The sequence below is a fragment of the Actinocorallia sp. API 0066 genome (genome assembly GCF_020991275.1).
GTDB lineage: Bacteria > Actinomycetota > Actinomycetes > Streptosporangiales > Streptosporangiaceae > Actinocorallia.
In genome coordinates this window covers 410,605-432,232 of record NZ_JAJLQY010000004.1, presented here as the reverse complement: position 1 = coordinate 432,232, position 21,628 = coordinate 410,605, and the positions used below count along the sequence as shown (strand labels likewise).

Below are 21,628 nucleotides of genomic sequence, written 5' to 3'. Positions count from 1 at the left end.
AGAGGCGGAAGATCGCGGAAACCCGGTGGGAAACGGTCCCGGCGAAACCCTAGGCTTGACGCATGAGCAGCCCCGCCGAGCGTTACGCGGCCCACAAGAGGAACGTCACCGACAACGGGCCCGCGCTGCGGGAATTCCGCGGCCTGTACGACTTCGACCTCGACGGTTTCCAGTTGGAGGCGTGCCGGGCCCTGGAGGCCGGGGACGGTGTCCTGGTGGCGGCCCCGACGGGGTCGGGCAAGACGGTCGTCGGTGAGTTCGCGGTGCACATGGCGCTGCGGGAGGGCCGTAAATGCTTCTACACCACCCCGATCAAGGCGCTTTCCAACCAGAAGTACGGTGACCTGGTCAAACGGTACGGGGCTGCCAATGTCGGCCTGCTGACCGGCGACAACTCCGTGAACGGCGAGGCGCCCGTCGTCGTCATGACGACCGAGGTGCTCCGCAACATGCTGTACGCGGGCTCCCAGACCCTCGACCGGCTCGCCTACGTCGTCATGGACGAGGTCCACTACCTCGCCGACAGGTTCCGCGGCGCCGTCTGGGAAGAGGTGATCATCCACCTGGCGGAGTCGGTGCGGGTGGTCGCCCTGTCGGCGACGGTGTCGAACGCCGAGGAGTTCGGCGAGTGGCTGAAGGCCGTCCGCGGCGACACCACGGTGATCGTGGACGAGCACCGGCCCGTCCCGCTGTGGCAGCACATGCTGGTCGGGACGCGCCTGTACGACCTGTTCGTCGAGGACGCCCGCGAGGGCCGCGCCCGCGTCAACCCCGAGCTGCGCCGCATCTCCCTGGACGACGTCCGCAAGGCCAAGATCAACGCGGGCCGCCGCTCCGGCCGCCGCCGCGACCACCGGCCCGTGCGGTTCCGGCCCCCGGCCAGGCCCGACGTGATCGAGCGGCTGGACCGGGCCGGGCTGCTCCCGGCGATCACGTTCATCTTCTCCCGCAACGGCTGTGAGGCGGCCGTCGCCCAGTGCCTGCACTCCGGGCTGCGGCTCACCTCCCGGCAGGACGCCGAGCTGATCCGCCGGATCGCCCAGGAGCGCACCGCCGACATCCCCGAGGCCGACAAGGCGGTGCTCGGCTACCACGACTGGCTCGCCGGGCTGGAACGCGGGATCGCCGCGCACCACGCGGGCATGCTCCCGGTGTTCAAGGAGGTCGTGGAGGAGCTGTTCGCCAGGAACCTCATCCGCGCGGTGTTCGCCACCGAGACGCTCGCGCTGGGCGTCAACATGCCCGCCCGCACCGTCGTCATCGAGAAGCTCGACAAGTGGAACGGCGAGAGCCACGCCGACCTCACCCCCGGCGAGTACACCCAGCTGATCGGCCGGGCCGGGCGGCGCGGCATCGACGTCGAGGGCCACGCCGTCGTCCTGTACCAGCCGGGCGTGGACCCGGGCGCGGTCGCCGGGCTCGCCGGAACCCGCACGTACCCGCTGAACTCCTCGTTCCGGCCGTCCTACAACATGGCGGTCAACCTGGTCGGCGCGGTCGGGCGGGAGCGGGCCGGGACGCTGCTGGAGGAGTCGTTCGCGCAGTTCCAGGCCGACCGTGCCGTGGTCGGGCTGGCCCGGCAACTGCGCAAGTCCGAGGAGGCGATGGCCGGATACGCCGAGGCCGCCCACTGCCACCTGGGCGACTTCATGGAGTACGCGGGCCTGCGCCGCGCCCTGTCGGACGCCGAGGCGCAGCTTTCCCGGCACCGGGCCGGGGCGCGCCGCCTGGAGGTCGCCAGGTCGCTGGAGCGGCTGCGGCCCGGCGACGTCGTCGTGGTGCCGTCCGGCCGCACCCAGGGCGTCGCGCTGATCCTCGACTCCGGCCTCGCCAAACGCTCCGACGGGCCCGCGCCGCTCGTCCTGCTGGACAGCCGCCAGGTCAAACGGCTCACCCTCGCCGACTTCACCGCGCCCGCCGAACCCGTCGAACGCGTCAAGATCCCCAAGTGGTTCTCGCCGCGCAACCCCCAGCACCGCAAGGACCTGGCGGCGACGCTGCGCACCAAGGTCCCGCACGCCGACGCCAAACGGCACCGGGCGCGCGGCGGCGGAGCCGAGGGCGACGACGCGGAGATCCAGCGGCTGCGCGGCGCGCTGCGCGCCCACCCCTGCCACGGCTGCGACGACCGCGAGGACCACGCCCGCTGGGCCGAACGGTACTTCCGGCTGGAACGCGAGACGACCGGCCTGCGCCGCCGCGTCGAGTCCCGCTCCCAGGTGATCGCCCGGACCTTCGACCGGGTGTGCGCGGTGCTGGAGCAGCTCGGCTACCTCCAGGACGGCGAGGTCACCGACGCCGGGCGCAGGCTCGGCCGGATCTACTCCGAACTCGACCTGCTGACCGCCGAGTCGCTGCGCGAGCGGGTCTGGGCGGGCCTGTCGCCCGCCGAGCTCGCCGCGTGCGTGTCGGCGCTGGTGTACGAGTCGCGGCAGCCCGAGGACGCCGCGCCGCCCCGCATCCCGCAGGGCAGCCGCGAGGCGCTCACCCGGATGGTGCGGCTGTGGCGCGAGCTGGAGGGCGTGGAGAAGGACAACGACGTCGCGTTCCTGCGGGAACCGGATCTCGGCTTCGCCTACGCCGCCTACCGGTGGACGGGCGGCGAGGACCTCGACGAGGTGCTCGGCGAGACCGGCATGACCGCCGGTGACTTCGTCCGCTCGGTCAAGCAGCTGATGGACCTGCTCGGCCAGATCGCCGACGCCGCCGGGGACGGCGAGGTCCGCCGGACCGCGCGGCAGGCGGCCGAGGCGATGCGGCGCGGCGTCGTCGCCTACTCCAGCGTCACCTAGGCGCCGCGCGCGCGGGCCGTGGCGTGCGCGCGGAACGCGCCGGGGTCGCGGATGACGGTGTGCCGCCAGCCCGTCTCGACGAGGCCGAGGTCGCGCCAGTCGCGCAGCGCGCGGGCCACGGTCTCGCGGGACGCGTCGACACAGCTCCCGAGCTCGGACTGGGAGAGCGGCGGGATCCGCACGCCGCCGCCCGGCCACGGCGTGCCGTTGTCGGCGGCCAGCCGCAGCAGGAACAGCGCGAGCCTGCCCGACCGGTGCTGGGTGCCGATGGTGAGGAACCGCTCGTCGGACTGGACGAGGCGGCGCGACAGGGTGCCGTACACCTTCGGCCACGCGTCGGGCGCGCCGGACAGGAACGCCTGGAACCGGACGCGCGGGATCGCGAGGGCGCTGACCGGCCGCAGCGCCGTGATCGTCGCGCTGCGCGGCGTCCCGGTGATGAGGCCCGCCTCGCCGACGAGGTCGCCGGGGCCGCGCACCGCGACGACCGACTCGGCGCCGTCCTCCCCGGACAGGCACACCTTCGCCCAGCCGCCGGAGATGACCAGGACGTGGTCGGGCGTGTCGCCCTGATGGCACAGGTGCTCGCCCGGCCGGAACCGGCGGGGCCGTCCGGCGCGCAGCAGCGCCCGCCGTGACGGCTCCTCGAGGCTCGTCCAGAAGGTGTCCCTGGGCTGCTGCATGGGCGGTCTCCTGACGGGGGACGCCGGGGATTCTCACCGTCCAGGAGAAACCACCGGTGGCGATCTGACAAGGACCGGGGCCCCGTGCCGCGGCGCGCGGGGCCCCGGAGGCTAGTGGAGGGTGAGCTGGACCGCGATCGTCCAGACGCAGAACCCGGCGGCCGTCAGGTGGCTCCACAGCCGGGCCCGCAGCGTCCAGAACCCGCGGGTCTCCAGGCCCGCGAGGATCTGCCCGGCGCTGCGGGCCGCGCCGAGCGCCGCCGCCGCCCGGTCGAGCAGCAGCACCACGCGGGTTCCGGCGGCCAGCAGCGGCGCCAGCAGCGCGACCAGCCCCAGCTGGGCGGGGGACAGCGGCGCCGCCGCCAGCCAGGCGACCTGGAGGAGGACGCCGACGGTCATCATCGCGACCGACCAGGAGGCCAGCGACGTGTCATGGTTGGACCGCCGGACGGCCTCGGCCAGGTCGGCGTCCTGATAGGCGCGGTCGGGAAGGGGACGGGGGCGGCTGTCGGTGAGGGCCATGGTCGTGACCTTCCTGCGGGGGAGCTGCGGTGCCCGGCAGGCACCTTCACGCTCCAGGGTGCGCCCGAACCCCGCCCGGACGTGTGGCCGCTGACACAGCGTCCGTCAAAGGGCGTTCAGGACCCTGTTGACGGGCGAGGCGAGGTTCCACCTGTCGGCGAGCGCGACGAGCGCCTCCGGGTCCCTCGGCGTCTTCGGGAGGGTGTCGGCGACGTCCAGCGGAAGGTCGGTGACGACCCGGCAGACCAGCTCGGCCGGGCCCAGGTAGGCGCGGGCCGCCTCGATCTTGCGGCGGCTGCCCGCCGGGAACCCGTCGGTGACGCCCGCGTCCAGCGCCTCCAGGATCCCGGCGAGGGAGCCGAAGCGGGACACCAGCGCCGCCGCCGTCCGCTCCCCGACCCCCGGCACGCCCGGCAGGCCGTCGGACGGGTCGCCGCGCAGCGTCGCGAAATCCGCGTACGCGCCGCCCGGAATGCCGTACTTCGCGGCGACCTCCTCCTCACCCATCTCCTGCAGGTTCCGGATGCCGCGCGCGGTGTACAGGACGCGGACGCCGCGCGCGTCGTCGACCAGCTGGAACAGGTCGCGGTCGCCGGTGACGATGTCGACCGGGCCCGGGTCGCGGGCGGCGAGGGTGCCGATGACGTCGTCGGCCTCGAACCCGGCCGCCGAGGCGCGGGCCAGGCCGAGCGCGTCCAGGACGGCGTCGATGACCGGGAGCTGCGGCAGCAGCGTGTCCGGCGTCTCCTCCACGTCGCCGTCGGGCTTGGGCTCGGCGACCCGGTGCGCCTTGTACGACGGGACCGCCGCGACCCGGAACGCGGGCCGCCAGTCGGCGTCGAAGCAGCACACCAGCCGGGCCGGACGGCGGTCGGCGACCAGGCGGGCGATCATGTCGAGCAGGCCGCGGACGGCGTTCACCGGGGTGCCGTCCGGCGCCCTCACCGACTCGGGCACCCCGAAGAACGCGCGGAAGTACAGCGACGGGGTGTCCAGCAGCATCAGGCGGCCTTCGGGCATAAGCCCAGCCTAGCCCAGCGGTCCGACACTCCCGGCTCCTTGATCGGGCTACCGTAAGGGGATGGACAACGACGCCACCGCCGTCGCCGCGACGGCCCTGTACCCGCCCGAGCGGATCGGCGCGGTCGCGCGGGCCGCCGAGGCCGCCGGACTCGACGCGCTCGTGCTCACCCCGGGCCCCGACCTGCGGTACGTCACCGGGTACGACGCGCACGTCTCCGAACGGCTCACCTGCCTCGTCGTCCCCGCGCGGGGCGAGGCGTTCCTGCTCGTGCCGCGGCTGGAGCTCGCCGTCGCGCGGACGTCGCCCGCAGGGGCGCTCGGCGTGGAGATCGCCACCTGGGAGGAGACCGACGACCCGTTCGCCGCCGTCGCCGCCCGGCTCGGCACGCCCGGAAGGGTCGCCGTCGCCGACCAGATGTGGGCCGCGATGGCGTTCCGGCTGCGGGACGCGCTGCCCGGCGCCGCGCTGTCGGCCGCGGGCGAGGTGCTGCGGGGGCTGCGGATGCGCAAGTCGGCGGCCGAGATCGAGGCGCTGCGGGAGGCGGGCGCCGCGATCGACCGGGTGCACCGGATCGTCCCGCACCTCCTCAAAGCGGGACGGACCGAGCGTGAGGTCGGGCGGGACATCGCCGAGGCGATCCTCGCCGAAGGACACGTCACCGTCGACTTCACCATCGTCGGGTCAGGGCCCAACGGGGCGAGCCCGCACCACGAGCTGTCCGACCGGGTCATCGGCCGCGGCGAGCCCGTCGTCGTGGACATCGGCGGCACCATGCCGTCCGGCTACCGCTCGGACTCCACCCGCGTGTACTGCGTCGGTGCGCCGCCCGCCGAGTTCACCGACTACTACGTGGTGCTCCGGGCCGCGCAGGAGGCCGCCGTGCGGACCGTCGCGCCCGGCGTCCTGCCCGAGGCCGTGGACGCCGTCGCCCGCGACGTCATCGCCTCCGCCGGATACGGCGAGTTCTTCGTGCACCGCACCGGCCACGGCATCGGCCTGGAAACCCACGAACACCCCTACATCGTCGCGGGCAACACCGAACCCCTCACCGAAGGCGCCGCGTTCTCCATCGAACCCGGCATCTACCCCGGCCCGCACGGCGCCCGCATCGAGGACATCGTCGTGTGCGGCCCGAACGGCCCCGACCGGATGAACCTCACCACCCGCGACCTCGTCATCATCGACGCCTGACCCACCCAGCCCGGCCGCCCCCGAGTCGGCAGTGTTCCAAGGGGCCGGGCGCTTTGCGGGCCCGACTTCGTCGGGAGCGCCCGGCCCCCGGCCGTGTTCACGGGGGCGGGCGCTCTCGCGGGCCCGACTTCTTCCGGATCGCGCAGCCCGGCCGCCCCCGAGTCGGCCGGGCTGGGTTGGGGGCGGGTCAGACCTTGGCGACGCCGAGGCGGGCGGCGGCAGCGGCGGCGTCGGGGTGGCCGATCGCCAGGCCGGTGGCCGGGTCGAAGAAGTGCAGGCGCTGGCAGTCGATGCCCAGCTCCAGGGCGTCGCCGGGACGGGCGTGCGAGCGGGCGTTGACCCGGGCCGTCCACAGGGTCTTGTCCTCCAGCAGCGGCAGCGCGGCGTCGGCCTCCTCGCCGTCGGCGGCGTCGCTGGCCAGGTCCGTGGTGTCCTTGTGCACGACCGGGGCCGCGTCGATCGGGAAGATCACGTTGATCTCCGAGCCGAGCTCCTCGGTGACGGACGCGGTGACCGACACGCGCGGCCACTCCGGCTTGGCGTGGTCGGCGTCCTCGAAGTCCGACGGGCGGACACCGAGGATGATCTCGCCGCCCGCGTACTGGGCCAGGCCCGGCCGTGCCGCGAACGTCGAGGCCGGGACCGGCAGGACGAACCCGGCGAACTCCACGAACCCGCCGTCTCCGTCGCGGCTGAGCTTGGCCGTCGCGAAGTTCATCGACGGGGAACCGATGAACCCGGCGACGAACAGGTTGACCGGGTACTCGAACAGGTGCTGCGGGGTGTCGACCTGCTGGAGCTTGCCGTCGCGCAGCACCGCCACCCGGTCGCCCAGCGTCATCGCCTCGATCTGGTCGTGCGTCACATAGATCGTGGTGACGCCCAGGCGCTTGTGCAGCTGGGACAGGGACGCGCGCATCGACACGCGGAGCTTGGCGTCCAGGTTCGACAGCGGCTCGTCCATGAGGAACGCCTGCGGCTCCCGCACGATCGCGCGGCCCATCGCGACGCGCTGGCGCTGGCCGCCGGACAGGGCGGCGGGCTTGCGCGACAGGTACGGCTCAAGGCCCAGCATCTTGGCGGCGTCCGCGACCCGCTTCTTGATCTCGGCCTTGGCGGTGCCGCGCAACTGCAGGCCGAACGCCATGTTCTGCTCGACCGTCATGTGCGGGTACAGCGCGTAGTTCTGGAAGACCATCGCGATGTCGCGGTCCTTGGGCGCGAGGTCGTTGACGACGCGCTCGCCGATCGTCAGGGTGCCGCCCGAGATGTCCTCAAGGCCGGCGATCATCCGCAGCGCGGTGGACTTGCCGCAGCCGGACGGGCCGACGAGCACCATGAACTCGCCGTCCTGGACGTCCAGGGACAGGCCGTCGACGGCCTTGACCCCGCCGGAGTAGATCTTATCGATGCCGTCCAAGACGATCCGCGCCATCGTGCGGCCCTCTCTCGCTGTGGATCCGGGGTGTGGATCCGAATGGATACGTTTCCAATGTGTCGTTCGGCGGTGTGCCGCCCTATGTCTAACCCCAGCAGGGGGGAGGATGCAAGGGTTTGTCGGTGATCATGTGAAATGGAAACGTTTCCATTTGGGTGGGTGCGTGGGAGGATGGGCGGCGGAACAGGAGGTGGCCTTGGCCGGAGTGACGATCAAGGATGTCGCGGCGGCCGCGGGCGTCGGCGTCGCCACCGTCTCGCGTGTGCTGTCGGGCACCGGCTCGGTCAGCGCCGCCACCCGCGACCGCGTCCAGGCCGCCGCCGCCGCGCTCGGCTACCGGCCCAGCGCGCTCGGCCGCAGCCTCAAGACCCAGCGCACCGGCGGCATCGGCCTCATCGTCCCCGACGCCGCCGACCCCTTCTGCGCCGAGTTCATCGCGGGCGTCCTGGAGACCGCGCGCACCGAGAACTGCCACGTCCTCCTCGACGCGAGCGGCGACGACCCGGCCGTCGAGGCCGAGATCGTCGACAGGTTCGCCCAGCAACGCGTCGACGGTGTGATCGCGATGCCGGTGCTCGGCGACGCGGGGGCGTGGAACGGGCTCGCGCGGCTCGGCGTGTCCGTCGTGTTCGCCGGGAGGGTGCCCGAGGGGCTGTCCGGGATGCCCGCGGTGCTCGCCGACGAGGCGGGCGGGGTCCGGACGGCGGTGGAGTACCTCATGGGGCTCGGCCACCGGCGGATCGCCCACCTCGACGGGGACGCCTCGCTCGGCGGGGCACGGGAGCGGCGGGCCGCCTTCCGTTCGACGCTGGAGGAACGCGGGCTCGTCCCGGACGAAGGGCTGCTGGTGCGGGCCCGGCCTTCCGCCGACGCCGCTTACGCCGCCGCTGCGGGGCTGTTCCAGAGCCGTCCCGACCTTACGGCGATCGTGGCGGGCGGGCACAGGCTGGGAGAGGCCGCCGTGCTGGCCGCGCGGGAGCTGACCTTGCGGATTCCGGCGGATGTGTCCGTTGTGGTGGTGGACGACGTGCCCTGGGCGGAACTGTGCGATCCGCCCCTCACCGTCGTGTCGCGGCCCGCGCGCGCGCTCGGGGAGCGCGCCTGTGAACTCCTGCTGCGCGCACCGGCCCGGCGGCCCGGCCGTCCGGTGGTCCTGCCGACGGAACTCATGGTCAGAGCGAGTTGCGGTCCGGTCACCGCGTCGTTCCGGCCCGGACGATCACGGTAGATTTCTCCCGTGGAGGACACTGACCGGCAGATCCTGCTCCTGCTCGCCCAAGACGGCCGCATGAGCTTCACCGACCTGGCCAAGGAGACCGGCCTGTCCGTCTCCGCCGTCCACCAGCGCGTCCGCCGCCTGGAGAAACGCGGCGCCATCCAGGGTTTCACCGCCCGCCTGGACCCCGACCAGATCGGCCTCCCCCTAACGGCCTTCATCTCCATCAAACCCATCGACCCCGCCGCCGACGACGACGCCCCCGAACGCCTCGCCCACCTCACCGCCATCGAAGCCTGCCACTCCGTCGCCGGCGACGAAAACTACATCTTGAAAGTCAGAGTCGCCACCCCCGCCGACCTGGAAGAACTCCTCAAACAAATCCGCTCCGCCGCCAACGTCAACACCCGAACCACCATAGTCCTCAGCACCCCCTACGAAGGCCGCCCCCCACAAATCTGACCGCCTTCGTCCGGAAACAGCGGATCTTTGTCGGTACCGCCCATTAGCCTCTCCCCGGGAGGGGCCGATGAGAATTCCGGAGTCGCGCGACGTCGAACGCGCGGGCGTCAACGCGTTCCGCGCCCTGTTCGAACGCCACGCCCACCTCGTCCACGAGGTCGACGGCCGCAACGACTACGGCGACGACCTCCACGTGACGTTCACCGCCGACCGCGAACCGACCGGCGACATGATCAGGGTCCAGGTCAAGAGCGGCACGTCCTACCGGAGACGCGGCGGCTACGGCGTCCCCGTCGAAGGACACGGGAGGTTCTGGGCCGACGGCAACGTCCCCGTCGTCTGCGTCGTCTACGACCCCGAGACCTCCCGGCTCCACTGGGCGAACGCCACCCGCGCCCTGCACGCCGCCCGCCGCGAGAACCTCGAACTCCGCACGATCACCGTCCCCGCCGACGAGGTCCTCGACGACGAGACCATCGCCGAGTTCGTCACGGCGACACGCCACTACGTCGGCCGGTACCGCGGCAACCAGGTGATCCGCGTCCGCCTCGGCGAGATGGCCGGAACCGAGTTCGCGCCCTCCGACCTCGTCCACCACTTCGTCAACTGGTACGGCGAGGACCTCGTCTTCCGGCAGTGCCGAGGCGAGGGCTACGCCACGCTGCTGCACAGCGACCTCGACTGGGAACCGCAGTACATCGGTCCCGAGATGCTGCGGCCCGACGCGCGGGCGATGCTCGGCGAGCCCAGCGCCGGAGGCGTCATTCTCAATTCGGTCGAGATGCTGTGGCTCACCGCCTGCTTCGCGGCCACCGAATGGGCACGGCATCCGACCGAGGGCGAACGCGTGCGAACCCGCCCCGAGGTCCGGGACGGCTGGGTACGGCAGCGCATCGGCCAGCGGCTTTTTGTGGAACCGGACGCGGTCACCGATTCGATGGCCTTCCTGCGCCGAACCGGCGGTGACCGGCCGGAGGAGATCGCGAAGCTCGAGGCGGATCCCGGAGTGGTCGCCGAAGCGGCCGCCGTCACGTGGCGATCATGGCCCGGGACCTCCACGGACGCGCAGCGCCTCGCGACCTTCTGCCTGGTCGAGGACGTGGTCTGCGGTGCCCCCTCACTTCCGCTCGGTGAACAGTTCCGGATCAGGTGGCGCACGCGGAAACGCGTCGGCGAATGGGGCTTCGACGCGCGGGTGGGCGCGCCGAGCGGCACACTGACCACGCGCCGGGAACGCGTCAGGGCCAAGAATCTGACCGCGGGAGACCGCGTCTACTGGCTGAGTCGGGACGGCAACGAACGGGGCCGGACGGTCTCGGCGGTCTGGGCGTCCGACGAGACGCCGGGCGCGGTCTGCGTCCAGTTCGACGCCCTCACCATGGGCGACACGTTCTGGCCCTACGAGAACTTCGTCCGGGCCAGGCGATCCCGCTGAGGGCTCGGCGTCGCCCTTCCTGACCCGTGGTGCCTGCGCGGGGTGGTCCGTTTCGGGGGAGGGCTGGATCGGGCGGGCCGTGCTGTTCAGCGTGGCGGGTGTGGCGGTTCTGGCGGTGGGCCAGGGGGTGGCCGGGAAATGTCAGACCCTGGGGGGAGGATGGGGGGCGGTGGCTAGAGGGGAGGGGTTGTGGAAGGTGGGTGGGAGGCGTTGGCGGTTATCGCGGCGGCGGCTCGGGGGGCTTATCGGGTGGGGGATCGGATTCGGGTTCGGGCGTCGGGGGTGGTGCATGAGGTGACGTTGACCCGGTGGTTGGCGGGGGAGATGTTGCCGGGGCCGGCGTGCATGGTGGGGGTGGCGGGGTGGGATCCGTTCGCGGCGCATCCGGCGCAGGGGGAGGTGACCTGTCGGCGGTGTCTGAAACTGAGGACGCCCGCGCAGCGGGGGGTGGAGCAGTTGGGGCTGTTCGAGCTCTGACGGCCCGCCCGGCAACGGTGGGGGTTAGGGGGTGAGGTGGGGGGTTAGGCCGGAGAGGAGGGTTTCTAGGCCCCAGGTGTAGGTGTGGGTGGGGGAGGTGGCGGTGTTGAAGGTGGCGCCTACGGTGTTGCCTACTCGGGCGGAGACGGTGAGGTCGGGGTCGGTCATGACCTGGGTGAGGGCGGGGGTGATGGCGGCCCACCATTCGGCGTCGGTCATGCCCGAGTCGGACACGGTGCGGGTCTGGGCGCGGTGGGCGCGGGCCGAGGCGGCGACATGGTTGAGGACGAGGGTGAGGGCGGCTTCCATCTCGATGTCGGACAGGCCGCCGCCGTCCAGGGCGCGCAGCTCCGTCTCGTACTTACGGCTCGTGTGCGGGCCCAGGTTCGGGCGGGCGGCGTGCACGTCGAGCAGCCACGGGTGGCGCTGGTAGAGGTCCCAGTTGCGGGCGGCGACGTAGCGGACGGCGTCCTTCCAGTCGCCCTGACGGGTCGCCGCCTCGACGTCGTCGCCGTACGCCTCGGCGTGCACCGCGTCCACCATCAGCGCCGTCAGGTCGTCCTTGCCGGGGACATGCCGGTACAGCGACATCGCGCCGACCCCCAGCTGGTCGGCGACCCGGCGCATCGACACCGCGTCCAGGCCCTCGGCGTCGGCGAGTTCCAGGCCCGCCGCGACGATCCGGGGCACGCTCAGCCCCGACCGGCCGGGCGCCGGATGGTGCCCCCACAGCAGGTAGACGCTGCGGGCGAGGTCCTGGACGGGAGGGCGCGACGGCACCGGGCGGCTTCCTTCCACCGAAGCGGGTTGCGAACTGCGTACACCGTACCCTAGGGTGTTTGCGTACGCCGTACCCTACGATGTACGCAGATGATGGAGGACTCCTTGCCCCCTGCGATCGCCGCCAGCGCGGTCCACAAGAGCTACCCGGCGAAACCCGCGCTCGACGGGTTCGACCTGGAGGTCCCGCGCGGCACCGTGCACGGTCTGCTCGGCCCCAACGGCGCGGGCAAGACGACGGCCGTCAAGATCATGGCCACCCTGCTCGCGCCCGACGCGGGCAGCGTCCGCGTCGCCGGGCACGACACCGTCACCGAGGGGGCCGCGGTGCGCGCCCGGATCGGGCTCGTCGGCCAGTACGCCGCGGTGGACGAGGAGCTCACCGGACGGCAGAACCTCGTCCTGTTCGGCAGGCTGAGCCGGCTCGGCCGCCGGGACGCGGTGCGCCGCGCCGCCGAACTGCTGGACCGGTTCGGTCTCGCCGAGGCCGCCGACCGCCGCGCCGGGACGTACTCGGGCGGCATGCGCCGCCGGCTCGACCTGGCCGCCGCCCTCGTCGTCGCCCCCGAGGTGCTGTTCGTGGACGAGCCCACCACCGGCCTCGACCCGGCCGGCCGCCGGGAGGTGTGGGACACCGTCCGGGCCCTGCGCGACGGCGGCACGACGGTCCTGCTCACCACCCAGTACCTGGAGGAGGCCGACGCCCTGGCCGACCGCGTCTCGATGCTCGCCCACGGCAGGATCGTCGCCGAGGGCACGCCCGCCGACCTGAAGGCCGACCTTGGCGGCGACCGCGTCCACCTCACGCCGCGCGACCCGGCCGACGCCGCCCGCCTCGCCGCCCTCGCCCGCCCGCACGCCGCCGGGCCCGTCGAGACCGCCGACGGCGTCGTCCGCGTCCCCCTCACCGACCGCGCCACCGACCTGCCCCGCCTCGCGGCCGCCCTCACCGACCTCCCCCTCGCCGACCTGTCCCTCCACGCCCCCACCCTCGACGACGTCTTCCTCCACCTCACCGGAGACGGCGCCGAGGCGCTCGCCAAGACGAACACCGTGAAGGAGAAGATCTGATGACGGCCGTCGGGACCGTGGTGAGCGATGTCTGGACGATGGCCGGAAGGGAGGTGCTGCACTGGCGGAACCGGCCCGGCCTGAAGGTGTTCGGGTGGCTGTTCCCCGTGATGCTGATGGGGATGTTCACGGCGCTGCTCGGCGGGGCGCTGGGCCAGGCGAGCGGCGGCGACTACCTGGCGTTCGTGATGCCCGGCGTGCTCACCATGACCGCGTTCTTCGGGCTCGACGGCACCATGGCCGGGGTCGCCGCCGAGTCCGAGCGGGGCGTCACCGACAGGTTCAGGTCGCTGCCGACGAGCGGGCTCGCCGTCGTCGGCGGCCGGTGCGCGGCCGACCTGCTCGACTCGGTCGTCGCGCTCGCCGTCGTCGCCGCCACCGGCCTCGTGTTCGGCTGGCGGCCCGACCTCACGCCCGCGCAGGCGCTCGCCGTCGTCGGGCTGCTGCTCCTGCTGCGGTTCGCGATGCTGTTCGCCGGGGTGTACCTCGGGCTGAAGGCGGGCCCCGAGGGCGTCCAGTCGGTGCAGATCGCGGTGTGGCCCGTGTTGTTCCTGTCGAGCGTGTTCGTGGACACCGCGACGATGCCGGGCTGGCTCGCGCCCGTCGCCGACGCCAACCCGCTGTCGGCCACCACGACGGCGCTCCGCGGCCTCCTCGGCTTCCCCGTGGGCCCGGACGCCTCCTGGCTGGCCGCGCACGCCGCGACCTTCGCCGTCGTCGGGCCGCTGCTCCTGCTCGTGCTGTTCGTGCCGCTCTCGACGTCCGCTTGGCGGGCGGGCCGCCGCTGAGCCCACCCGGCCCCGGGACCAACCCGCCCGGGGCCGGGTGTGTCCGGTGACACAGTGGGCGGCGCGGGGGCGTGGCAGAGTCCGCCGAAGATCACGGGGGCGCGGGCGGTGCGGCCCCGTGCGGCGGCGGTGTCGCTCCCGCCCGCCGCCAGGACCCCGACGAACGGAGCCGCCATGCGGTATCTCAGGGCGCTCACGGCGGGCGTCGCGATCGTCGCGCTCGGCGTGACGACGACCTCCTGCTCGGCCAGCATCGCCCCCGACCAGAAGGGCCTGGAGTACAACGCGGGCCCCCTCTCCTCCACGACGTTCGACGACTGCGGCACCGGCCGGATCTGGCACGGCCCCGCCGACAAGGTGTTCGCCTACCCCGTCGGGCAGCGCACCTACAGGTTCGGCGGCAAGGGCGCCGACTCCGAGGCCCTGCACGTCGTGTCCAAGGACGACCTGGAACTCAGCGTCGAGGGCGTCGCGACGTTCTCGCTGAACGACTCGTGCGCGACGTTGCGCAAGTTCCACGAGGAGATCGGCCTCAAGTACGAGGCTTACGACGAGGACGGCTGGGCCGAGATGCTGCGCACCTACATCGGCGCGCCCCTCGACCGGGCCCTGGACGAGGTCTCCAAGAAGTACCCGTGGCAGGACCTGTACTCCGACCCGGACACCAAGCGCAAGTGGGAGACCGAGGTGGGCGCCGCCGTCGCCCAGCAGGTCAACGCGATCGCGGGCGACAACTTCTTCTGCGCCCCCACCTACACCGGCTCCGGCGACTGCGGCGCGTTCCTGCTGACGCTCCAGCAGCCCGTCCCGCCGGACAACGTCCGCAACGCGCTGGCCGCCGCGCAGCAGGCCATCGAGGACAACAACACGCAGGAGAACCGCAACAAGCAGATCCGCACCGAGATCCAGGCGCTCCGCGAGCTGGTGAAGGTCCTCGGCCCGAACGGCGCGGTGCTCTACCAGGCCATCAAGGACGGCCGCATCAAGGTCGTCCCGGTCCCGGCGGGCGGAAACCTGAACATCGACGGCGAGTAGCGGCGATGCGACGTCCCCGGCCCGCACGTCCGCCGGGGACGTCCCACGCGCCGTGCGCCTACGGCATCGCCGCGACGATGAAGGTGATGTCGCCGAAACCGAGCTGGTCGCCGGGACGGATCGGGACGGGCCCCGTCAGCCGCCAGCCGTTCAGCCGGGTCCCGTTCATCGAGCCGAGGTCGCTGACGATCCAGCCGCCGTCCTCGCTGACCCGGATCTCGGCGTGGAAGCGCGAGACCGTCAGGTCGGTGAGCACAAAGTGGCAGCCGGGCGCGCGGCCGACCAGGACGCGCGGCTGCTGCGCGGACGGCAGCATGAAGCGCGGCAGCCGGGGCGCCCGCCACGCCGACTCGACGCGCGCGGTGGCCGCCGACAGCGACGACACCAGGCCGGTCAGCCGGTTGACCACTCTGCTGCGCGGCGGGAGGTCGTGCAGCAGCTCCTCAAGCTCGGCCTCGGTGCGCGCCCTCAGCGCCCGCTCGACGCGGTGCTCGTAGACGTTCTGGGACATGCGGCCTTCGACGAGCCTGTCGCGCAGCTCCTCGATGACCCTGTCCCGTGCGGCGTCGGAGGCACGAACCGGGTATGCGGGCGGTCCGTCCATGAACGCGAGTATCCAAGTCAATTCCCGCGCTGTCCAGCGGCCGCCCGCCCTCGGTTCAGCGGCTCAGCAGGTCACGGGCGATGTGCGTGATCTGAAGCTCGTCGGTGCCCGCGTAGATCTGGAAGACCTTGGCGTCGCGGGCGAGCTGCTCGACCCGGTACTCGGCGATGTAGCCGTTGCCGCCGAACAGCTGGACGGCCTCCATCGCGACCTCCGAGGCGGCCTGCGCCGAGTACAGCTTCATCGCGCTGGCCTCGGCCAGGGTCGGCTGGCGGCCCGCCTTGGCCAGCTCGATGTGCCGGAACACCATGTTCTGGACGTTGACCCGCGCGACCTCCATCTTGGCGAGTTTCAGCTGGATCAGCTGGTACTCGCCGATCGGCTTGCCCCACGCGACGCGCGACTTGGCGTAGTCGATCGAGAGCCGCAGGCACTCTTCGATGACGCCGAGGGACATCGCGGCGACGCCCGCCCGCTCGGTCGTGAAGTTCTGCTTGGCCGACTCCTTGCCGGAGCCGCCTCCCGTCAGCAGCCTGTCGCGGCCGACCTTGACGTCCTGGAGGAACAGTTCGCCGGTGGGGGAGGAGTGGCAGCCCATCTTGCGCAGCGGCTTGCTCTGGACCAGGCCCTCCATGCCGCGGTCCAGCACAAAGCAGAGGATCTCGCGTTCGCGGACCGGACGGCCGTCGTCGAGCTTGGCGTAGAAGACGATCGTGTCGGCGTCGGGGCCGTTGGTGATGAACGTCTTGTTGCCGTTGAGGAGCCAGCCGTCGCCGTCGGGGCGGGCGGACGCCTTCATGCCGCCGAACGCGTCGGAGCCGGAGTCGGGCTCGGTGATGGCCCACGCGCCGACCTTGTCGAGCGTCAGCAGGTCGCGGGCCCAACGCTCCTTCTGCTCGACGCTGCCGCGCTTCATGATCGTCCCGGCGGCCAGGCCGAGCGACACGCCCATCGCGGTGACGAGTCCGGGCGCGACCTTCGACAGCTCGATGATCGGCAGCATCGTGAAGGACGCGCCGGTGTCGATGTCGCCGTCCTTCTTCTCCGGCGCGGGCTCACCGGACTTCTCGCGGCCGATCCGCTTGTCGAACGAGGCGGCGGCCATGTCGGCCATCCCGAACGTGCGGTAGAGGCTTCGGATGATGCCGTAGGGGGACAGCTCGCCGGAGTCAAGGGCGTCCTGGTGGGGCCTGACCTCCTTGGCCACCCAGTCGCGCACCGCGTCGCGGATCATCAGCTCGTCCGCGGACCACTCGATCATGTGTAGCTTCCTCCGGCTCGTTCCGGCGCGCGGTGGGTCCGCGCCCCGAGAGAAAGTTAACGCTTACTGACATCCGTTCGCACTAGGGTCCCTGTCATGAGCGTCTACGACCCCTGGCCGAGCGTCCGCCGCTTCGCCTCCCACCTGGACGAGGTCAACGGCACCGGCGAGGCGGAACGGGCCCTGCGTGTGCTCAAGCTCACCGAGGAGATCGGCGAGGTGTCCCAGGCGTACATCGGGTTCGTCGGGCAGAACCCGCGCAAGGGCGTCACGCACACCCGCGCGGAGGTCGCCGCGGAACTGTGCGACGTGGTGATCACCGCGATGGTCGCGCTGTGCTCGTTCACCGACGATCCGGCCCGGGCGCTGCGGGACAAGATCGAGAAGGTGGACGCCCGGTACATGGAAGCCTGATCTTCACCGGGATGTACCGGTACAGTGCCGAATAAGCGGGATGATTTTCGCCAGACCGCGAAAGGAACCCGACACATGACTGATCTTGTGGCCGCCCTGCGCGCGACGGACCCCAAGGAACGGCAGGCACGCCTCGTCGAGGTGCTCGTGGAGGCGTTCGCCCCGCTGATGGAGCGCAGCCCGGCCGAGTTCCGCCGCCGCTTCCGCAAGATGGCCTCCGACCCGTTCGCCTTCTACCGCGGCAGCGCGCCGATCTTCTACGCCGACATTGTCGCCGATGACGACGCGTGGGGGAACGAGCGCACCGGGAGGGTGTGGATCCAGGGCGACCTGCACGCCCAGAACTTCGGCACCTACATGAGCGATGACGGCGTCTTCACCTTCGACGTCAACGACTTCGACGAGGCGTACATCGGCGCGTTCACCTGGGACGTCAAGCGGTTCGTCGCCAGCCTCGCGCTGCTGGCGTGGGGCAAGGCGATCTCCGACGCCGACATCACCCGCCTCGTGGAGACCTACACCCGCGCCTACGTCGACCAGGTGCGCTTCTACGCCCGCCGCGACTCCGACGAGAACTGGGCGCTCACCCTCGACAGCGCCACCGGCCACGTCTACGACGTGCTCGTGGAGGCCGTCTCCTCCACCCGGGTGGACCTGCTGAACCGGCACACCGTCGTGGAGGGCCACACCCGCAGGATGCGGGACGGCGCCAACATCCGCCGCCTCGACGACGCCGAACGGGCCCTCGTGGAGGAGGCGTACGCGCACTACCTCGACACGATCCCGCAGGACAAGCGGTTCGGCAGCCTCACCTACAAGATCAAGGACATCGTGGGGGCGTCCGGGTTCGGGATCGGCTCGGCCGGGCTCATCGCCTACAACATCCTCGTGGAGGGCCACAGCCAGGCGCTGGAGAACGACGTCATCCTGTCGGTCAAGCAGGGCAACGTCGCCGCCCCCTCCCGCGTTGTGGACGACGAGCGGATCGCCGCCTACTTCGAACACCACGGGCACCGGACCGCCGTCTCCCGGCGCGCCCTCCAGGCCAACGCCGACCCGTGGCTCGGGTACGCCGAGATCGGCGGCGTCGGGTTCGTCGTCCAGGAGTTCTCCCCCTACGAGGCCGACCTTGACTGGTCGGGCCTCACCGAGCCCGACGAGATGGTCCAACTCGTGGACGACCTGGGCCGGGCCACCGCGAAGATCCACTGCGTGTCGGACACCGACTCCGACCACACCCTCGTGCCGTTCCAGGTCGAGGACGCCATCGACGCGGTGATCGGCGAGGACGAGACCGCGTTCGTCGCCGCCATCACGGCCTTCGCGCACGGCTACGCCGAGATCGTCCGCCGCGACCACGCCCTGTTCGTCGACGCCTTCCGAGGCGGCCTCATCCCAGGTCTGAACCCCACCGCCTGATCCTTCAGTTCACGGGGGCGACACAGGGGCGCGGGCTGGCGGCGATCGGTAAGAAGCCTGCCAGTTCGTCCGTATCCTGAGACGCCTTCGGTGTTTCCGCAGGCCCCGTCCGCATCGTGCGGGCGGGGTCTTCGTCATGCGGCCGAAACACCGGCGGGGCCGTGTTGTCACGGGTTGATTGCGAACGTGTCGATCCTCACGGACCCCGCTTGACGGGTCGCCCCGGGGGTTCTACCTTCACCTCAATGATTAGGACACTTTCCTAATAGTTAACGAGCCGGACCGGAGAGGAGGCAGGTCATGAGCACCCATGTGCCCGGCACACCGCAGCTCCTGCGGGCCATCAACGACCAGGCGGCACTCCGCGCGCTCCTGGAGCACGGCCCCCTCACCCGGCCCGAACTCGGCGACCTCATCGGCCTGTCCAAGCCCACCGCGCACCAGCTCCTCACCCGGCTCCGCGAGTCCGGCCTCGTCGTCCGCGAGGGACGGCGGGGAGGCGGCCCCGGCCCGACGGCCGAGGAGTACGGCATCAACCCCGCCGCCGCTTACGTGTGCGGCCTTGACATCACCCCCGGCCGGATCGAGGCCGTCGTCGCAGGGCTCACCGGCCAGACCGTCGGACGGTTCCGCCTGCCCAGCCCCTCCCGCGCCGGAGGCAAAGCCGCCGAGGCCGTCTCCACCGCCGTCACCGGGGCCTGCGCGGCGGCGGGCATCACCGTCGGGCAGCTCGCCCGCGTCGTCGTCGGCGTCCAGGGCGTCGTCGAACCCGAGACCGGCCGCCTCGGGTACTCCCGCCACCTGCCCGGCTGGCGCATCCCCGACCTGGCCGACCGGCTCCGCGCCGCGCTCGGCGGCCCCCGCGTCGAGATCGAGAACGACGTCAACCTCGCCGCGCTCGCCGAGGCCGCGCACGGCGTCGCCCGGGGCCACCAGGACTTCGTCGTGCTGTGGGCGGGCTCCGGCCTGGGCATGGCGCTCGTCCTCGGCGGCCGGCTGCACCGTGGCGCGGGCGGCGGCGCGGGCGAGATCGGCTTCATGCCGGTGCCCGGCGCGCCCACCGCCCGCGAGACCGGCAGGTTCGCCCCGCACGGCCTCCAGGCGCTCGGCGCGGGACCCGCCGTCCGCACCGTGCTGCGCTCGCACGGCTTCCGAGGCGCCGACGCCGCCTCCGCCGTCCGCGCCGCCGCCGCCCGCGAACACGAACCGGCGGGCCGCGACGCGCTCCGTGACGTGGCCGTCAGGCTCGCCACCGGCCTCGCCTCCGTGACGGCGCTGCTCGACCCCGCCCTCGTCGTCCTCACCGGCGACGTGCTCCAGGCCGGGGGAGAGGCGCTGCGCCGCCACCTCGAACACGAACTGCACAGGCTGACCATTCCCCGGCCCCCGCTGCGCCTGTCCACCGTCGGACCCGACCCGGTCCTCACCGGGGCTGTCGTGCACGGGCTCACGCTCACCCGCGACGAGCTCTTCGCCTCGACCGTCCCGCCCTAGCACGCGGCGACCCCGCGTCCACGAACCCCTGTCCCTGTCCCTGTCCCGTCCTCTTTCCCCCTAGGGAGACAGCACCCATGACCGAGATCTCCGGACTCGACCGCCGCGACGTCCTCAAGCGCATCGGCCTCGTCGCCGTCGCCGCGCCCGGACTGTCCGTGCTCAGCGCCTGTGCCACCGGCGGCTCCGACGACACCAAGGGCGGCGACGTCAGCTCCAGCGGCGACGCCAAGAACCCGTTCGGCGTCGACGCCGCCAAGCCGCTGAACGTCGTCATCTTCAAGGGCGGCCTCGGCGACGACTACGCCACCCAGGTGCACGAGCCGATGTACGCCAAGGCCTACCCCGGCGTGAAGATCAAGCACGAGGGCATCGTCGAGATCGGCAAGGCCCTCCAGCCGCGCTTCTCCAGCGGCACCGACATCCCCGACGTCGTCGCCAACGCAGGCACCGACCTCATGGACACCGGCGCCCTCGCCGAGGCGGGCCACCTCCAGGACCTCACCGCCCTGTGGGACGCCCCGTCGCTCGACGACCCGGCCAAGAAGATCCGCGACGCCGTCCTGGCGGGCGCGCCCGAGGCGGGCCTCGTCGCGGGCAAGCCGTTCCTCATGGCCTACGTGTCCTCCACCTACGGCCTCTGGTACGACAGCGAGCTGTTCAAGTCCAAGGGCTGGACCCCGCCCAAGACCTTCGACGAGTTCAAGACGCTCGCCGAGACCATCAAGAGCGAGGGCATCACCCCCTTCGCCTACGCGGGCAAGAACGCCTCCTACTACGCCTACTGGATGATCCTCATCTCGGCGGCGAAGATCGGCGGCAACCAGGTGCTCATCGACATCGACAACCTGAAGGACGGCGCCTGGACCAGCCCGGCCGTCGAGCAGGCCGCCGCCGCGTGGGCCGAGATCAACACGAAGTACTCCGACAAGTCCTTCGAGGGCCTCATCCACACCGAGGTCCAGACCCAGCAGAACCAGGGCAAGATCGCCTTCTACCCGTCCGGCTCCTGGCTGGAGAACGAGCAGGCCGCCTCCACCCCGAAGACCTTCAAGTACGGCCTGGCGCCGACCCCGTCGGTCACCGCCTCCGACGCCCTGCCTTACGAGGCGATCCGCGTCGCGGCGGGTGAGTACTACTTCGTCTCCGCCAAGGGCCAGAACCCCTCCGGCGGCCTGGAGTACTTCCGCCAGATGCTGTCCAAGGAGGGCGCGAAGGGCTTCACCGAGAAGTCCGGCTCCCTGACGATCGTCCAGGGCGCGGCCGAGGGCCTCACCCTCTCCCCGGGCCTGTCCTCGGTGTTCGCCGCCCAGCAGGCCGCCGGGAACAACATCGTCACCACCAGCCTCTTCGAGAACTGGTACAAGGAGCTGGAGACGGAGCTGCGCCGCCAGACCAACAACCTGATGTACGGCCGCAGCGACGCCAAGAAGTTCTGCGCGGCCATGCAGAAGGCGGCGGACAAGGCCAAGAAGGACGCGGGCGCCGACCTCCAGACCAGGACCGCCTGACACCCGCTCGA

At 71.9% G+C, this 21,628-nt stretch carries 19 protein-coding genes; 12 read left to right on the top strand and 7 right to left on the bottom strand.

Annotated features, from left to right (window positions below; all coding sequences use genetic code 11):
* Positions 1-62: 62 nt before the first annotated feature.
* Entirely contained in the window at positions 63-2,792 is a 2,730-nt protein-coding gene (locus LO762_RS12935; RefSeq protein WP_230614857.1) for an RNA helicase, read from the top strand.
* Here the strand turns inward: LO762_RS12935 and LO762_RS12930 are convergent.
* The 3 genes from LO762_RS12930 to LO762_RS12920 all read right to left on the bottom strand — a co-directional run bounded on the left by LO762_RS12930 (position 2,789) and on the right by LO762_RS12920 (position 5,017).
* Positions 2,789-3,475 (bottom strand): Crp/Fnr family transcriptional regulator, encoded by a 687-nt coding sequence (locus LO762_RS12930; protein ID WP_230614856.1) that lies wholly within the window; start codon positions 3,473-3,475, stop codon positions 2,789-2,791. The two genes, LO762_RS12935 and LO762_RS12930, sit on opposite strands and share 4 nt — an antisense overlap.
* A 111-nt stretch (positions 3,476-3,586) precedes the next feature.
* Positions 3,587-3,997: a hypothetical protein gene (locus LO762_RS12925; protein ID WP_230614855.1), complete on the bottom strand. Its 411-nt coding sequence runs from the start codon at positions 3,995-3,997 to the stop codon at positions 3,587-3,589.
* 105 nt (positions 3,998-4,102) lie between these two features.
* The gene (locus tag LO762_RS12920) at positions 4,103-5,017 is read right to left on the bottom strand and encodes a 5'-3' exonuclease (RefSeq protein WP_230614854.1); all 915 of its coding nucleotides are present in this window, start codon (positions 5,015-5,017) and stop codon (positions 4,103-4,105) included.
* 61 nt (positions 5,018-5,078) lie between these two features.
* Here LO762_RS12920 and LO762_RS12915 point away from each other — a divergent pair, with 61 nt between their 5' ends.
* Positions 5,079-6,212 (top strand): Xaa-Pro peptidase family protein, encoded by a 1,134-nt coding sequence (locus LO762_RS12915; RefSeq protein WP_230614853.1) that lies wholly within the window; start codon positions 5,079-5,081, stop codon positions 6,210-6,212.
* A gap of 187 nt (positions 6,213-6,399) precedes the next feature.
* Here the strand turns inward: LO762_RS12915 and LO762_RS12910 are convergent, their stop codons facing one another.
* On the bottom strand, positions 6,400-7,647 hold the full coding sequence (locus LO762_RS12910; protein ID WP_230614852.1) for an ABC transporter ATP-binding protein: 1,248 nt from the start codon (positions 7,645-7,647) through the stop codon (positions 6,400-6,402).
* Positions 7,648-7,855: 208 nt separating this feature from the next.
* Between LO762_RS12910 and LO762_RS12905 the strand changes: the two genes are divergently transcribed.
* The 3 genes from LO762_RS12905 (at position 7,856) to LO762_RS12895 (ending at position 10,763) form a co-directional block, all read left to right on the top strand.
* Positions 7,856-8,878: a LacI family DNA-binding transcriptional regulator gene (locus tag LO762_RS12905; RefSeq protein ID WP_308103835.1), complete on the top strand. Its 1,023-nt coding sequence runs from the start codon at positions 7,856-7,858 to the stop codon at positions 8,876-8,878.
* A 9-nt stretch (positions 8,879-8,887) separates the two neighbouring features.
* Positions 8,888-9,328, top strand: a complete 441-nt coding sequence (locus tag LO762_RS12900) for an Lrp/AsnC family transcriptional regulator (protein ID WP_230614850.1) — start codon at positions 8,888-8,890, stop codon at positions 9,326-9,328.
* 67 nt (positions 9,329-9,395) lie between these two features.
* Complete coding sequence (locus LO762_RS12895; protein ID WP_230614849.1) at positions 9,396-10,763, top strand: DUF4365 domain-containing protein; 1,368 nt, start codon at positions 9,396-9,398, stop codon at positions 10,761-10,763.
* A 501-nt stretch (positions 10,764-11,264) separates the two neighbouring features.
* Here the strand turns inward: LO762_RS12895 and LO762_RS12890 are convergent.
* Entirely contained in the window at positions 11,265-12,020 is a 756-nt protein-coding gene (locus LO762_RS12890; RefSeq protein ID WP_230614848.1) for a TetR/AcrR family transcriptional regulator, read from the bottom strand.
* A 93-nt stretch (positions 12,021-12,113) separates the two neighbouring features.
* Here LO762_RS12890 and LO762_RS12885 point away from each other — a divergent pair, with 93 nt between their 5' ends.
* The 3 genes from LO762_RS12885 to LO762_RS12875 all read left to right on the top strand — a co-directional run bounded on the left by LO762_RS12885 (position 12,114) and on the right by LO762_RS12875 (position 14,914).
* Positions 12,114-13,091: an ATP-binding cassette domain-containing protein gene (locus LO762_RS12885; RefSeq protein WP_374201556.1), complete on the top strand. Its 978-nt coding sequence runs from the start codon at positions 12,114-12,116 to the stop codon at positions 13,089-13,091.
* Positions 13,091-13,879, top strand: a complete 789-nt coding sequence (locus tag LO762_RS12880) for an ABC transporter permease (RefSeq protein ID WP_230614846.1) — start codon at positions 13,091-13,093, stop codon at positions 13,877-13,879. Before LO762_RS12885 ends, LO762_RS12880 begins: the two co-directional genes overlap by 1 nt.
* A gap of 174 nt (positions 13,880-14,053) precedes the next feature.
* Positions 14,054-14,914: an SPFH domain-containing protein gene (locus tag LO762_RS12875; RefSeq protein WP_230614845.1), complete on the top strand. Its 861-nt coding sequence runs from the start codon at positions 14,054-14,056 to the stop codon at positions 14,912-14,914.
* A 58-nt stretch (positions 14,915-14,972) separates the two neighbouring features.
* On the opposite strand, the gene LO762_RS12870 is transcribed toward LO762_RS12875, so the two are convergent.
* Entirely contained in the window at positions 14,973-15,518 is a 546-nt protein-coding gene (locus LO762_RS12870) for a DUF1707 and FHA domain-containing protein (protein ID WP_230614844.1), read from the bottom strand.
* A gap of 55 nt (positions 15,519-15,573) precedes the next feature.
* A complete protein-coding gene (locus LO762_RS12865) occupies positions 15,574-16,779 on the bottom strand; it encodes an acyl-CoA dehydrogenase family protein (protein ID WP_230614843.1) in 1,206 nt (401 codons plus the stop codon).
* A gap of 96 nt (positions 16,780-16,875) precedes the next feature.
* On the opposite strand from LO762_RS12865, the gene LO762_RS12860 reads away from it, so the two are divergent.
* The 4 genes from LO762_RS12860 (at position 16,876) to ngcE (ending at position 21,617) form a co-directional block, all read left to right on the top strand.
* Positions 16,876-17,193, top strand: a complete 318-nt coding sequence (locus LO762_RS12860) for a MazG-like family protein (protein ID WP_230614842.1) — start codon at positions 16,876-16,878, stop codon at positions 17,191-17,193.
* A gap of 75 nt (positions 17,194-17,268) precedes the next feature.
* Positions 17,269-18,612 (top strand): DUF2252 domain-containing protein, encoded by a 1,344-nt coding sequence (locus LO762_RS12855; RefSeq protein WP_230614841.1) that lies wholly within the window; start codon positions 17,269-17,271, stop codon positions 18,610-18,612.
* Between the two features lie 300 nt (positions 18,613-18,912).
* Complete coding sequence (locus tag LO762_RS12850; RefSeq protein WP_230614840.1) at positions 18,913-20,106, top strand: ROK family transcriptional regulator; 1,194 nt, start codon at positions 18,913-18,915, stop codon at positions 20,104-20,106.
* A gap of 77 nt (positions 20,107-20,183) precedes the next feature.
* On the top strand, positions 20,184-21,617 hold the full coding sequence (gene ngcE, locus LO762_RS12845; protein WP_230614839.1) for an N-acetylglucosamine/diacetylchitobiose ABC transporter substrate-binding protein: 1,434 nt from the start codon (positions 20,184-20,186) through the stop codon (positions 21,615-21,617).
* Positions 21,618-21,628: the final 11 nt, after the last annotated feature.